Origin of the sequence: Wolbachia endosymbiont (group A) of Sicus ferrugineus, assembly GCF_947251515.1 — a bacterium.
Taxonomy (GTDB): Bacteria; Pseudomonadota; Alphaproteobacteria; order Rickettsiales; family Anaplasmataceae; genus Wolbachia.
Map to the genome: position 1 here is coordinate 887,791 of NZ_OX366370.1, position 15,899 is coordinate 903,689.

Annotated in this window: 9 protein-coding genes and 2 pseudogenes; 3 read left to right on the forward strand and 8 right to left on the reverse strand. The window is 34.3% G+C overall.

The annotated features are described in order from the left end of the window. Positions 1-119: 119 nt before the first annotated feature. Positions 120-1,385 (forward strand): metallophosphoesterase family protein, encoded by a 1,266-nt coding sequence (locus OPR24_RS04520; RefSeq protein WP_265032826.1) that lies wholly within the window; start codon positions 120-122, stop codon positions 1,383-1,385. Between the two features lie 27 nt (positions 1,386-1,412). On the opposite strand, the gene dnaA is transcribed toward OPR24_RS04520, so the two are convergent. Continuing rightward, positions 1,413-2,795: a chromosomal replication initiator protein DnaA gene (gene dnaA, locus OPR24_RS04525; RefSeq protein WP_265032828.1), complete on the reverse strand. Its 1,383-nt coding sequence runs from the start codon at positions 2,793-2,795 to the stop codon at positions 1,413-1,415. A gap of 326 nt (positions 2,796-3,121) precedes the next feature. Between dnaA and OPR24_RS04530 the strand changes: the two genes are divergently transcribed. Then, entirely contained in the window at positions 3,122-3,859 is a 738-nt protein-coding gene (locus tag OPR24_RS04530) for a type I glutamate--ammonia ligase (RefSeq protein ID WP_265032830.1), read from the forward strand. A 3-nt stretch (positions 3,860-3,862) separates the two neighbouring features. On the opposite strand, the gene OPR24_RS04535 is transcribed toward OPR24_RS04530, so the two are convergent. After that, entirely contained in the window at positions 3,863-4,399 is a 537-nt protein-coding gene (locus OPR24_RS04535; RefSeq protein WP_265032832.1) for a hypothetical protein, read from the reverse strand. A gap of 69 nt (positions 4,400-4,468) precedes the next feature. Between OPR24_RS04535 and OPR24_RS04540 the strand changes: the two are divergent. Beyond that, a pseudogene (locus tag OPR24_RS04540) lies at positions 4,469-5,480 on the forward strand (IS630 family transposase). A gap of 187 nt (positions 5,481-5,667) precedes the next feature. On the opposite strand, the gene ffh reads toward OPR24_RS04540, so the two are convergent. The 6 genes and pseudogenes from ffh to lon all read right to left on the reverse strand — a co-directional run bounded on the left by ffh (position 5,668) and on the right by lon (position 15,892). Beyond that, a complete protein-coding gene (gene ffh / locus OPR24_RS04545; protein WP_265032833.1) occupies positions 5,668-7,011 on the reverse strand; it encodes a signal recognition particle protein in 1,344 nt (447 codons plus the stop codon). After that, positions 6,996-8,555 carry a proton-conducting transporter transmembrane domain-containing protein gene (locus OPR24_RS04550; RefSeq protein ID WP_265032834.1) on the reverse strand — a complete coding sequence of 520 codons (1,560 nt, stop codon included), beginning with the start codon at positions 8,553-8,555 and terminating at the stop codon, positions 6,996-6,998. The genes ffh and OPR24_RS04550 overlap by 16 nt, the downstream gene beginning before the upstream one ends. A 315-nt stretch (positions 8,556-8,870) precedes the next feature. After that, positions 8,871-9,882 (reverse strand): annotated as a pseudogene (locus OPR24_RS04555) (IS630 family transposase). 679 nt (positions 9,883-10,561) lie between these two features. Further along, a complete protein-coding gene (locus OPR24_RS04560) occupies positions 10,562-11,854 on the reverse strand; it encodes a cbb3-type cytochrome c oxidase subunit I (RefSeq protein ID WP_458694314.1) in 1,293 nt (430 codons plus the stop codon). A 51-nt stretch (positions 11,855-11,905) separates the two neighbouring features. Then, on the reverse strand, positions 11,906-13,141 hold the full coding sequence (locus tag OPR24_RS04570; RefSeq protein ID WP_265032838.1) for a Na+/H+ antiporter NhaC family protein: 1,236 nt from the start codon (positions 13,139-13,141) through the stop codon (positions 11,906-11,908). A 297-nt stretch (positions 13,142-13,438) separates the two neighbouring features. Beyond that, positions 13,439-15,892, reverse strand: a complete 2,454-nt coding sequence (gene lon / locus OPR24_RS04575) for an endopeptidase La (RefSeq protein WP_265032839.1) — start codon at positions 15,890-15,892, stop codon at positions 13,439-13,441. Between the last annotated feature and the right edge of the window lie 7 nt (positions 15,893-15,899).

Below are 15,899 nucleotides of genomic sequence, written 5' to 3' on the forward strand. Positions count from 1 at the left end.
ATCTGATACTAGAATAATTTAGAAATTACTTGTATAATTTGATTATGAATTTTGTGATTATAAATTTTAATCATTTAAGATAACCTTACTACTAATTTTTAACTTAAGTTTTTATACAAATGAATGTAGCTAATATCTTTATTCTTTTAGCTCTATCTCTTATAACCAGCTTTCATTCTGTCCATGCACAAATATTATACACATGGTCTCAAGTTATTCCAGAAAATAAATTAAGCATACGTGCAATTATAGACAATGACATGTGTCCCATTGTTTATGTCGATGGCGAGGAAATAGAAATGCTGAATCGCAGCTCAATTAACAATGGTGATCATAACGAAACAGTTTGTGAACTGACAGTACAAACAAGTGCCAAAAACATTAGTATTGAGGATCTACGAGTTCCTATATTACCAGAAAAGGTTAATAAAATTGCTTTTATTGGTGACACGGGTTGTAGAATAAATATGTTATTTCAGCAGGAATGTAATTCGGTAGATAGCTGGCCTTTAAAAAAAAATTTAGATTCAATCGCCCTTCATAAACCAGATTTAATTATCCATGTTGGTGATTATCATTATAGACAAACAAAATGTAGAAATACAAAAAAGTGTGGCAATATTTATGGATATAATAAAAAAGCTTGGTACGCTGATTGGTTTGAGCCTGCAAAGGATATTTCATTACAATCCCCTTTCCTTTTTGTTCGTGGAAACCATGAGAGTTGTAATAGAGCTTATGAAGGATGGTTCAGGTATCTAGATTCATACCCCTTTTCGTCTGAAAAATGTGGAAACTTCGTTTCTAGTTGGTCCTTAGATGCTGGACCGATGAAATTTTTTATCTTCGACTCTTCATCCGGTGAGGATATTTTTACAACCCAAAGCACAATTGATGCTTTTGAAAGGCAATTTGATAAATTGATACAAGACAAGCCCACGTGGTTTTTAACTCATAAACCGCTTTGGAGATCTCCAAAAAAAGAATTTTTGACATTAAAAAGCCATGGTAATCTTACACAAATTGAAGCTTTTGGAGATAAATTTCCAAGCAATGTCACTACAATAGTTTCTGGCCACATTCATATAGCCCAGATTTTATTAATGGATAATGTTCCAGACCAGATTATAGTTGGAAACGGTGGTGCATTATTACACGCTCAAGATCAAGAGCCTGTTTATCAAAATGTAGAATTTGACTATTCAAATGGTAGAAACTACTTAGCACACGAGGTTAGAAACTTTTTCGGTTTTGGCTTTGCAATACTAAACTTAGATGATCACAAATTTACCTTCTATAATCAACACAATAAGGAAATGTATTCTGCAAAGCTAACAGAAGATTTTAAACTTAAACGGATTAAAACTATAGTCGATTCATTTTAGGACTTGTTATTAGCTATTTTAACAACGCTACTTAAACATTTTTTTTAATCGATTGATTTCATCAGCAAATTTTGAGTCGGTCTTTATAAAATTTTCTACTTGTTTTACTGCATGTATAACGGTAGCATGGTCTCTGCCACCAAAGTTTCTCCCAATATCTGGTAGGCTTTTTTGCGTAAATTTTTTGGCAAAATACATAGCTATTTGTCTTGGCCTTGCAAGACTGCGAAGTCTTCTATTGGATTGCATATCTGCAACCTTTATATTGAAAAATTCAGCTACTTTCTTTTGTATTTCTTCTATTGTGATTGACCTATGATTTGACCTAAGAAGATCGATTAGGGTTTCACTAGCTGATTCTACCGTCATACTTCTTCCAATTAATGAGGTATGGGTAACCTTATTTAATGCTCCTTCTAATTCTCTTATATTAGATTTTATGTTCCTTGCTAAAAACTCTAGGACATCTTTCGGAACATACATATTCATCTGCTCCACTTTTGCCTGCAATATACCAAGCCTTAATTCAAAAGTTGTTTCATTAATATCTGCCACCAACCCCCAACCGAGTCGTGATCTTATTCTTTCTTCCACTCCATCAAGATCACTAGGAGACCTATCAGCTGATATAACCAATTGCTTATTTTGGTCTATCAATGCATTGAAAGTGTGAAAAAATTCTTCTTGTGTACTATCTTTACCACTGATAAATTGCACATCATCTACCATCAATACATCTACTGATCTAAATTGCTCTTTAAATAACATAATATCTTTGCTTCGCAGCGCTGTAATATATTGGTACATGAATTTCTCTGCTGATAAATATACTACTTTTCTTTTTTCTGATGGGGAATTGACTATGTGCCAAGCTATAGCATGCATTAGATGTGTTTTACCAAGTCCCACTCCACCATATAGAAACAAAGGATTGCTGCCTAATATTGGATCTATAGATTCTGCCACACGCTTTGCCGCCGTAAATGCTAATTCATTTGGCTTTCCCACTACAAAATTATCAAAGGTGAACCTTGGATCCAGCGGCGAACCAAGATTATGATTACTTTCCTCTCTGTTTTTTAGTATAAAATTAAAATTTGAATTCCTTTCCTCAATTACTTGAATATCAATAGAACGTATGCTTTTATCTTCGCTTTGCCATAATGATAATATTTTTTTCATGTAATGAACTGTAATCCACTCTTTTATAAACCTTGTTGACACGGATAAAAGAACTTCCCCATTTCTGCTACTGACAAATTTTAGCGAACTCAGCCAGCTGTTATATGTTGCTTCTCCATAAAGATTATAAAGACAATTTTGGATTTTTTCCCAAGTAACATTGTGATCCGTTACTGTAATAATCTGATCAAAAAACATAGTAGAAACCTTAGGGCTAGTTAAGTTCATATACCATACCAAGAAAAAAGCAACAATTAGAAAAATATAAGATAATCAATAGCTTACTGCAAAATGAAAAGCTAATACTACTTAATACATACTAAAAATTATGGTGATTTTTTGATGGGTTGTAAAGGGTATAAAAACACTAAAATTGATCATTTTTATTTCAAAAAAATGAAAAATTTATAAATGTCGCTTGTATCGAGGATTAGAAGCATGCTATTAAAAATAGTAATACATTATGTATAAATAAGATGTTAAATTTACTGGCAAATAAGTAAAGTATTCATATAAATATAGCTAACCTAATATAGATTTACTGAAGCAAATTTATGATTATATTAAATAATTTGAGTTGTCATGCTGTATTCGGTATTGAACTAGAGTTTTACATTGAAGGAATAGAAAAAGAATATTTATTTCTGAGTAGCATCAAAAATAAAATAGCATCTCTTGAATTTTCTTGCGAGAAGGAGAATTCTACACATCAATATGAGATAAAAAGTGGTTGTTATACGAACTCCGACAATTTAATTAAGCATTTTGAGTTAGCGAAACAATTACTTACTGAAACAGTACAAAAACTAGGCGGGAATGTTTCTTTTAAAGCAAAGCCCTATTTGGATAGAGCAGGCAGTGCATTAAATGTGCATGTTAATTTAGTGAATTCAAATAACGATAACTTATTTTATATCAATGAGCAAAAGTATAGTGATTATTTGATTCATAGTATTGGTGGATTATGTGCAATGATGAAAAAACATATGTTGTTCTTTGCTCCAAATGATGATTCATATTTAAGATTTCAGTACCCGGATATTCATACTCCAACTACAATTAGTTGGGGAGTAAATAACAGAACTGCTGCGATAAGAATTCCCTATTTTGGCAACGATTCCAAAAGATGCCGCCTAGAGCACCGTGTTCCTGGAGCAGACTGTAACCTTGAAAAAGTACTCACAGCAATAATTGAAGGTATAGTTTTTGGTATAGAGAACAAAATTGCTCCGCCAAATAGAGTGTATGGCATTGCATCTGATTCTCAATATAAGATGGAGAGTTTGATATAAACTCTAACCACGTTGGTTAACAATATCTTCCATAGTTAGCCGCTCTGGCATTCTCATTGAATTATTGGTTATACTCCCATACCGTGATAGCCACTCTGCAGCAGATAGTTTTCTCTCAGGTTTAGATTCTATACTAATATTTGCACTTGGTCTTTCAGGAAGTGAATTACCAAGCGCATCCATGTGTTTAGGTAAAGGTTCCATAACAATATTTGTAGCACTAGAAACGGAATGACTATCTTTAGTATCAGCGCTTTTAGAAAGTGAATTACCTTTGAAATCCATATGTTCAGGTAGTCCATTTTTCATTTCTTCTTGTGCTCTTTTCCTTATTATTTCTTCTTCTAACTCAGTTTCAGTTCTTTCTGGTTCTTTTGCGGATATTTCTGTATCTTTTTCTTCACCTTCATCAACACTGCTATACCCTTCATCTTCTGAAACTTTATCTCCTGAAACACCAGTAATTTCAGCAGGCTGTTCTTTTTTAGTTCTCATTTTATGAATCAATGAAAGTAATGTGTAAGTAATACCAATTCCCACTATACAAAGAACGGATAGACAATAATGGGAAAAAAGCCATACTAAAGTAAGTGAAGTAGCGAGGTATAAATGGCATTAAGATCAAAATTATTGGATGAAAAAGTAGTAGAATCAGCAAAAGAAATGCTGAAGAAAGTAAGGAACAATGCATATGTTTCAAAAAAACTAAATGCTGTAATTGCAGCAAAAAAGCACAGTATAGCGGCTGTAGCAAAAATATATTGCATTTCAAGAAGCGCACTAACTTCGTGGGTAAAACTCTTGAAATTTGGCAGAAAAGAAAAACTGTTTACTCCTCCACAACGGCGTAGAAAAACTAAATTAAATCAGGATCAACTACGGCAAATTGAAGAGTGGATAGAAGAAAATCCTAATATTACCATTAAAGAAATGAGAATAAGAATCCAGGAAAAGTTCGGATTAAATATCAGCAAATCTACAGTACACCGCTATATGCAAAAGATGAAATTCTCATATATTACACCCAGACCAGTTCATAATGGACAAGATAAAAGCAAACAAGAGGAATTCAAAAAAAAATCTCAATGGAGCTATTAGCAAGTATCCAGAAAAAGAGCTATTTTTCTTTGATGAATCAAGGTTTGGCACACATTCAAAGGTTGGACATGGGTGGTTTAAAAAGGGGATTAGAACACAGGTTAAAACAAAATTAGTTAGGCAAAATTTCTATCTCTATAGTGCGGTTAATCCTAGAAATGGAGAGAGTTCTAGCTTATTTGCACCAAATGTCAACACTGATTGCATGAACATATTTCTTGAGCAGATGTCGCAATATCTAGAAACACGAGAGGCTTTTCTCGTTATGGACTGTGCTAGTTGGCATAGGTCAAAAAATTTAAAGGTACCTAAAAATATCGACATTATATACCTACCTACATATTCACCTGAGCTAAATCTTGTTGAGAGGCTTTGGTTATATATAAAACAGAACATTTTGCGCAATAAAATATACGATACAATTGCTCTGCTTTAGGGTGCTTTGTGCAAATTTATTACTTCTCTTGCCAGCTCCACAATTAAACAACTCTGCAATTTCTCCTATTTGACTGACCAACAATGAGAATTGGTATGAGATACCGCGGCGGTATGACGTAGGGAAACCTTTCTTGGGTTAGCTATAGTATTTCCTAAAATTAATAATAAATTTCTTGGCTAGCAAGAAGCTGTAAATTTTTTTGCGAGACCTAAGCGACTTTTGATATAGCTAAAGGTTTACTGACAATCGTCTCATTCCACTACCTGCTGACTTACTTTCTGCTTAGCATATCCATCAAATCAGATTCTTTGAGTTTACTATGGTCAACTTTACTGAACTTATTTACCACAGAGCTCATTTGATTATACTGCTTAATCAGAAGATTAACTTCAGTTACACTTGTTCCGGACCCCTTAGAAATTCTAAGCCTTCTTTTGCCATTTAAAATATCTGGATTTTGCCTTTCTTTTTCAGTCATTGAGTTTATGATAGCTATATATTTTTTCACTTTATTGTCATCTGGCACACTGCTACTTAGCTTTTTTGTGAATGAACTAGGAATGAATTTCATTATGTTGCTAATACCATCCATTTTATTGAGAGTTTTTAACATTCCCACTAGGTCGTTTAGGTCGAATTTACCCTTTTTTACTTTCTTTTGTAACTTATCAATTTCTTCCTGACCAACAATCTCAGCAGCTTTTTCAACCAATGAGACAACATCACCCATGCTAAGTATCCTTTTTGCAATCCTATCGGGGTAAAAATCATCGAGGTCACTTAATTTTTCACCACAAGCAATAAATTTAATTGGACAATCGGCGATCATTTTCATAGAAAGAGCAGCACCACCACGTGCATCACCATCAACACGGGTAAGAATAATGCCGGTTACACCTATTGCCTCATTGAATGATTTGGCAATGTTGACCGCATCCTGGCCTATCATTGCGTCGGCTACTAAAATAACTTCTGCAGGTGAAGCTATTTCCTTTACGGCTTTCAACTCATTCATCATATTATTGTCAATATGAAGCCTGCCTGCGGTATCTAGTATTAATACATCACAATTATCGTTCTTTGCTGTTGCCAGTGCCCTTTTTGTAATTGCAATAGGCCCCTCATTTATTACTATAGATAAAGTTTGTACGTCTATTTGTTTACCCAGCACCTCAAGTTGTTTCTGGGCAGCCGGCCTATAAATGTCTAAAGAGGCAAGCATCACTTTTTTATTTTGCTTTTTTAGCTTTAAAGCAAGCTTTCCTGAGGTAGTTGTTTTACCTGCACCTTGTAAGCCCACCATCATAATCACAGCAGGGGGTTTAACTGCTAGATTTAAGTCACTTTTCTCTGATCCGAGAACTGCAACTAAATTATCCTGCACAATTTTAATTATCATTTGTGCTGGAGAAACACTTTTTATGACTTTTTCCCCAATCACTTTATCTTTAATGTCATTGATGAATTTTTTCGCAACTTCAAGTGAAACGTCAGCTTCAATTAAAGCTATACGTATTTCACGCATGGCAAGATTAAAATCATCTTCAGAAATGATTGACTTTCCTCTCAGTTTACTAAATACAGAATTTAAACTTTCAGTTAACGATTTAAACATAATAGCGTTAGTAGAATACTCATTAAAAAGAGAGAAGAAGCTGAAACAAAACTCACTGAGTTATAATCCAGCACTTCTTTAAGTTTAGTAATATTATTAAAGTATAAACCAGCAAGTGAATTAGTCAAGTTTTGCACTATGCTGGCAAACATTTCTCTAGTTTTAGAGACTAACTGATTGAACAGCAAGACAATATAGGGTATGAAAGCTCTAAAAGTCCAATCAACATCCATTTTAAAATTTATTCTCGGGTAAAATAACTTGCGTAAAGGAATAAACAATAAAGTGGTACATAATAACAAATTAAATTGCGACAAAATATTTTTTGTGTTGTACACAAAATCGAAAATCGAAGATTTATTGTAAATAGGTAAGTAAGGATTGCCAGTGATTACGCATATAAATGCTAAAATGATCATAGTCATTTTGCCCCCCCTCTCTGCTAAAGGTTTTGACTTACTTTTTGCAATAAATAAGTAATAAAGAAACTTTAGCCCCACGCTTAAATGAAGCAGCAAATTTAGAACCTTATATAAATTTTTATACCCTTTTAAGGCAACAGTGTTCATTTCAATTTCAGCTGTGATATATGATTTACTGATAAATCCAGCGGTTCCAGGAAATGCAGCCATTGTAAGTATTGCGATTATAGCACACATGCCTTCCACTGACATCAGTTTACCTACTCCATTAAAACTAATTGTTTTTGTTCGTGAAATAATCGAATTGCTGACCACAAACAATAATAATTGATAAACAAGAGAGAAGATTATATGCAGTATCAAAATTGGTATTGCCTTTTCCGAAGGGCTGAGTAAACCTCCTGCAATAATCAGCAAGCCCATTTGTCCTACAATATTATAGCATAAAAATCTACGAATATTTTGCTCAAGAGAAGCAAATATAATGCTGTAAATTGCAGTGATGGCGCCTACAAGAGCTAATATTTCAGTACAATCTTGCCATAGGTTATAAGTGTGTAAAAGCATCACTAAAAAAGAGACTTTAGTGGTAAATAAAGAGAGATATGTAGTGCCATGTAGCGATGCAGCAGGATATGCATCAACAACCCAAAACGAAAAAGGGAAACAAGCGCAGTTTATCAATAAACCTAAAATTATCAGGTTAGTACTTTGCAGTGCCAATCCTGCTGTTAATATAACTCCAACGAAAAAGTGTACACAAGCGTACCTTATTGCAGGTCCACTATCTCTACAGCCAGCTGCGATAGTAAAAAATGCACTGACGGTCATTAATTCACAGAATATTATAACCAATATCATATGTTCAGATAAAACTGCATAAAGTGAACTAATAGTGTAAGCAGCAAAAGATAGCATCTCTGAAAAAGTCAAATTTTGTGCTGGTAGAACAGCTAAAAATGCAACTGATAAAAAAGATATTAGTATGATATGAAAAGATAAATCAAAATCCAGAATTGGGAGAGACCAATTTACTGCAATGCTAAAATTTTCAGGTAATTTTAGGACTATAACTATTAATACAGTCAGTAGAAGTAACAGTGAAGATTTATAAAGTTGCACAATAATTTAAACCAATATGGGTTATGCTATCTCAATATATGAATAAAATCAATTTGCATATTAACCACTAATTAAACTAATTATCATATAATTATATCAGAGTTTAGAGGGTTATAGAGAAACCGGTCAGATTAGGTTTTTAACCTAATCTGACCGATAGCTTTAATAGTGAGGTAAGCTTTAATATAGCATTCTTAATTCACAATGCTACACTCGTGCATAATTTATTTTTAATTTGTGCACGAGCGTTAGTAAATTATTTACTTTTTGAAATAAAATTTGGCATCACTTTAATATCCAGACTTATACCGATTATCATTGTTGGTCAGTCAAATAGGAGAAATTGCAGAGTTGTTTAATTGTGGAGCTGGCAAGAGAAGTAATAAATTTGCACAAAGCACCCTAAAGCAGAGCAATTGTATCGTATATTTTATTGCGCAAAATGTTCTGTTTTATATATAACCAAAGCCTCTCAACAAGATTTAGCTCAGGTGAATATGTAGGTAGGTATATAATGTCGATATTTTTAGGTACCTTTAAATTTTTTGACCTATGCCAACTAGCACAGTCCATAACGAGAAAAGCCTCTCGTGTTTCTAGATATTGCGACATCTGCTCAAGAAATATGTTCATGCAATCAGTGTTGATATTTGGTGCAAATAAGCTAGAACTCTCTCCATTTCTAGGATTAACCGCACTATAGAGATAGAAATTTTGCCTAACTAATTTTGTTTTAACCTGTGTTCTAATCCCCTTTTTAAACCACCCATGTCCAACCTTTGAATGTGTGCCAAACCTTGATTCATCAAAGAAAAATAGCTCTTTTTCTGGATACTTGCTAATAGCTCCATTGAGATTTTTTTTTGAATTCCTCTTGTTTGCTTTTATCTTGTCCATTATGAACTGGTCTGGGTGTAATATATGAGAATTTCATCTTTTGCATATAGCGGTGTACTGTAGATTTGCTGATATTTAATCCGAACTTTTCCTGGATTCTTATTCTCATTTCTTTAATGGTAATATTAGGATTTTCTTCTATCCACTCTTCAATTTGCCGTAGTTGATCCTGATTTAATTTAGTTTTTCTACGCCGTTGTGGAGGAGTAAACAGTTTTTCTTTTCTGCCAAATTTCAAGAGTTTTACCCACGAAGTTAGTGCGCTTCTTGAAATGCAATATATTTTTGCTACAGCCGCTATACTGTGCTTTTTTGCTGCAATTACAGCATTTAGTTTTTTTGAAACATATGCATTGTTCCTTACTTTCTTCAGCATTTCTTTTGCTGATTCTACTACTTTTTCATCCAATAATTTTGATCTTAATGCCATTTATACCTCGCTACTTCACTTACTTTAGTATGGCTTTTTTTCCATTATTGTCTATCCGTTCTTTGTATAGTGGGAATTGGTATAAGACGTCATACCGCCACGGCGCTAACGAGTAGCGGAATAACGAGGTTATCGTCATTCAGCCGCGAACCGTCACACTGCAGCGGTATCTCACATAGATCCCGCTAACACGTAGCGGGATGACGGTTGTCAGGGTAGTACCTTCTCCTGTTATTCCAGTGCCCTGACTACTTGGATCCAGAAAACTTAACTTTAAATAAGTGGCTGCATAATAAAGACTAGATTCCAGCGTCATGCGCTGGAATGACACCATTTTCGGTCTCTTAAATTGCTTTAGCTACAAACATTAAGAAATTTACCAGGCAGAAAAAAAAGGCAAAGAACTCCCGTGGTGCGAGTTTTGACCCTATAATAATTTAAACTGGCGCTGTAATAATGTGCTAACGCTTAAAATAAGCGCGATTTGACTGAATGTAGAAAAAATAAAAAAGACATGCAACCGCTATAATTTTATGTAATCCGCCAATAAATACCCTGAGTTTTTTACTGAATTTTGTCATTGAGCCTGCAGGTCAAAAACAATGAGTCATAAATACCCTTAATACTACAATAAGGGGCCTGGAGGAGTTTGTAAAGTAAGTTTTTTCGTTTCTATGGGTTAGTTGGTACGCGCTTTGCCTTTTAACAGATGTAAAAGCACAATTATTACGAACAACATTCCACCAATAACTGATATAGCTCCACCCGCAATAAAACAAGCACGTGCCAACATTGATGAAATACTTGGCAGATCTGCAACTTTTCTTAAGGCACCATATCCACCAAGCCATACAAGTCCAGTAATATGGAGAAAATGCCCCACACTGTACGCATAAATCTGTAATCTTACCATGGAACTTTTTACCTCTTGAAAGTTTAATTTAGGTAACAGCCAATAAATGAAATTCATAAAAGCTATAGTGATCCCAACTACAGAACCATGATAATGAGCGGGAATGGTGACATTTCCTTCAATAGTCAGCATTCCAAGCACATCTCCATAAATGAACAATAAAAATGAATGTAATAAATAGTTGCTTTTATCATTAGTAAAAGTCCTGATGTTGCAGCACACTAATATTATCAAAAAGCACGGCAAAACTGCTCCAGCAATTCTCATATGCCAAGTAAAAAACTGTATTAACTTGGCGCTATCAATTGGATAAACAAAATATACAAACGGTGCACCTATAGCCAAAATCGTGTTTATAAACAGCGGTAAAATAGTAATTTTATTGCTTGAAGCTAAACTAACATCACTGATTATTAAATACACTAAAAACATTCCTTGAGTAAAAGCAAACTGCAATAAATGTCCGCCTCCCCAAAAGAGATATTCGTAAAATAAATTCTTATCTGAGTGATATAGACCTGGAGGCATATTTTGATATGCTAAAACAAAGCAAAGAAATGACGAAACAAGTATAATAACCAGCCCAATTTGCCCCACAGAGAGAAATGAAACCTCTTTTTTTGATGTGTATGCTAGCATTGCATTTACTAATATACTGGTGGTAAACAAACCAAGACCAAATAAGAATAATTTGTTTTGTAACACGGGAATATAGTTACTTTTGATAACTTCAGTGTTTGGAACGAATGCGGATATAAACATGAGCAGCATCGAAAGGGTTGATAGAACCCATGAAAAGTTAAACCAACTATTGGTATTTTGTAGGTTTATGATAAAGAGCAGAGATATTATAGAGCACATCCACACCAAAATTGACAAGTTCACGTGTATCACCAGCGCATTATCAAAGATATATTGTGCAGAAGGAACAAGAGAGGAGATAAAAGGCAATCGTAAAAAAATAACAATTATTGACAACAATCCAGAGCAAGCAAGGGCACATACTGCTAAGAATATCCATCTTTTACAAAGTGAAGTATTGTCTTGTATGTTAAACACAATCTTTTTTCTCAATTTTGTTCAATACAATATATAACACTGCAATAATACCTAAACATAGCAATAGTATACGTGTGGCACAACTGCCAAAGGTGAAACTCCAGCAATAGTGCTAGCCAAAAGCAATTGAGCGCCATACGGTATTAATCCTTGAAATACACAAGAAAATATGCCTAGCCATGCTGCACTATAGTGAGGCGGTATTTCATATTTCTTAGCAATATCTCTAGCAATTTCACCACTAAAAATTATAGCGATGGTGTTATTTGCAAGTAAAATATCAAATATGCTGACTATTTTTGCAATAAATAATTGCGCAGTTTTTTGTCCACCACGTTGTATCATAACCCAAGATGAAAGTTTATCTGCAAACTCCTTAGAATTTTTACCTACCAGTCCTGAAAGTCCGCCAACCATCAATGACAGTAGCATAATTTCATGCATACTCATAAACCCTTTAGTGATGTTTTGGCTTAAAAACAATAACCCATAATTGTTGTTATTTATAAATCCAATGATTCCAGCAAAAGTTATGCTTAAAACCAATGCCGTAAATACATTGATTCCAAAGTTTGCAAGCAATATAAGTATGATGTAAGGAGCCACAAGCAATAAAGAATACTCCTTAACTGAAATAGCAGCACTATTGCTTGAGCTATAAAATAATATAATTATTGTGAATATAGAAGCAATTAGTGCCACTTTTGCATTCAGTTTTAATTTTTTCTTTATGTCAGCCTTTTGAGACATCACAGATACAATTGTAGTATCAGAGATAATAGATAAATTGTCGCCAAACATTGCTCCTCCTACAACGGTTGCAACTCCTAAGGAAGGAGAAATCCCAGCTTGTGTCAGTTCAACTGCAATAGGAGCAATTGTTGCAATGGTACCCATTGATGTACCAATAGCAGTGGAGATGAAAGCTGCTACAAAAAATAATCCTATGAGTAAAAATTGTGTTGGTATAAATGAAAGAGCCAAATTAACTGTGGCATCAGCACTACCGATTGCTTTAGTTACTTCACTGAATGCACCTGCAAGTAAAAAAATGATGCACATAGTGATAATATTACGATCTCTTACCCCATCTAGAAAGGCATACATTTTTTCTTCAGTATTGCCCTTGTATAAAACCCAACCCAGAGCTATGGCAGGAACAATGGCTACCAGTGGAGATAACTGATAAAAAGCATTTGACACGCCAAGAACAGTAAAATATATACCACTTCCTACAAAAAGAAATAGGAACAGTAAAATAGGCAAAAAATTTGTAAGATAAAACATACCTCTACTCCAGCTCTGATAAATGCAAATCAACTATGATATAATTTATATTATCATAAACCACAGTTAGCACCTTGACCAATGTTTTTCTAGAAAGCAATCTACCAGAAAAGGTTTCCATGAAAAGGACTATTATAATATGATTGTTATCATCTACTTGAATTAAACTGGGAGATAGAATAAGTAAAAAATATGAATGACATAACAACAAAGCAAGTCATATCCTTATGGGATGCGCAATTTGGTGGGTTTTTGCCGGATAAAAGAGAAATGGAGATTGTATAATATCTTCTTAATCTAATGCTTCAATGTTTCCGACATAGGAAAAGTATCATCTTTATTTTCTATAGAGGAAGGTATACTATTTTGATTATCATCACCATCAATTGGAGTAGTAGGGTGCATTAAAGCAACTTTCATAACTTCATCAATATTCTTAGCAAAAACTACGTTGATCCCCTCTTTGATGCTTGCAGGAATCTCTTGCATATCTTTCTCATTTTCACTTGGTATAATCACAGTTTTGATTGATCCTCTGAGCGCTGCAAGCAATTTTTCTCTCAAGCCCCCAATAGCTAAAACTCTACCACGCAATGTCACTTCGCCTGTCATAGCAACATTTTTGTTAACTGGTATATTTGTCATAAGAGAAACAATAGACGTACATACCGCGCCGCCAGCAGAAGGGCCATCTTTTGGTACAGCACCCTCAGGTACATGCAAATGTATATCATTATTTTGGAATTTTTCGGGCTTTATACCAAAAAACAAACAATTTGATCGAATATAACTATACGCAGCTTTTATAGATTCTTGCATAACCTCTCCAAGCTTTCCTGTGTATTTTATTTCTCCCTTGCCCGGAATTAGGACTGATTCTATCATCAAAATATCACCACCTGTTTCAGTATAGGCAAGCCCAGTTACTACTCCCACTAAACTCTCATTTTCTGCAATACCAAAGGTATATTTACGTACCCCTAAATAATCTTGTAAATTGTCAACCCCTACGGATATTTTCTTATTTTTATCAGTCAATATTTCTTTAACTGCCTTTCTCATGAGCTTTGCAAGCTCCCTTTCCATACTCCGCACACCACTTTCATGTGTATATAAACGTATCAACTTGTATAACGCCTCATTAGTTATGTCCCATTCCTTCTGATACAAACCATGCTCCTTCTTTAACTTCGGAATAAGGTGGTGTGTAGCAATACTGATTTTTTCATCTTCAGTATACCCGGACAATTGTATAATTTCCATCCTATCACGCAAAGGATGTGGCAAATTTAAGCTGTTTGCCGTAGCTACAAACATTACACTTGAAAGATCAAACTCAACTTCCAAGTAATGATCCGTAAAGTGTTTATTGTGCTCAGTATCTAAAACCTCAAGTAATGCAGATGCAGGATCGCCACGCGAATCAGAACCCATCTTATCTATTTCATCAAGCAGAAAAAGCGGGTTGCATGAATTAGCTTTTTTCATATGTTGAATAATTTTACCAGGCATTGAGCCAATATAAGTTTTCCTATGCCCTCGTATCTCGGACTCATCACGCACACCACCAAGAGCTATGCGAACAAAATCTCTTCCTACTGCTCCTGCCATAGACTTAGCTAAAGAAGTTTTACCAACACCTGGCGGTCCAACCAAGCAAAGTATAGGACCTTTTATCTCTTTTACTCTTTTTAATACTGCTAAAAATTCTATTATCCTATCTTTTACTTTCTCTATGCCATAATGATTTTCATCTAAGATTTTCTTAGCTGCATTTAAGTTAATTTTTGCATCTTTGTACTTTCCCCACGGCAAATCAAGTAACCAATGCAAGTAACTAGATATAACTGTAGCTTCAGGAGAAATGGGATTCATTTTCTTGTATCTCTTCAAATCAGTTATAGCTTTCTCTCTTGCTTCCTGAGAAAGCTTTGTTTCATTTATCTTTTTTTCAAATTCATTGAGTATATTCCCTTCATCACCATTCTCAAATTCGTCTAATTCTTTCTGTATAGCTTTCAATTGCTCGTTAAGGTAGTAAACTTTCTGAGTGCTTTCAACTTGCGATTTAATTGTCTTATATAAACGGTTTTGTGCGTTCAAAATACTTATTTCTCCCTCAATAAAAGCAAAAGCTTTTTTTAAACGTTCTTTTTGGTCATAAGCCTCAAGTATGCTTTGTTTATCCGATACTTTTATATTTAAATGTGAAGCTACCGTGTCTACAAGTTGATCAACTTCTTTGATTTGATCAATGGGGTTAATGGCAACTTCAGGCTGATTTTTCTTGTTTAGCTTACACCAGCTATCGAACGCGTCTATAACAGATCGCCTTAAAGCTTCTAAATCAATATTGTCTTCATCTTCTTTATAATGATTGTCTAACTCTACCCTGGCTTGTAATAAAGTATGAGAGCTAATATATTCTACAACTCTTCCCCTTCTTATCCCCCGGATTATAACTTTTACTGCATTGTCAGGCAATTTTATTAATGGTTGTATAATGTTTGCTAACACACCTACTTCATAAAGATCTTCTGGCTCCGGATTATCAACAGAGCCATCTTTCTGTGCTACAAGAAAAATCTCATTTTGGTGACTACTACTACTTGTTGCATATTCTAGTGCATTAACAGATTTTTCTCTGCCTATGAATAAAGGCACCATTATATTTGGAAAAATTACTACATCTCTTAAAGGTAATACTGGCAATGCAGTAAAACTAGAGCTCACAGCAAGTTCAATGTTCATAATATAT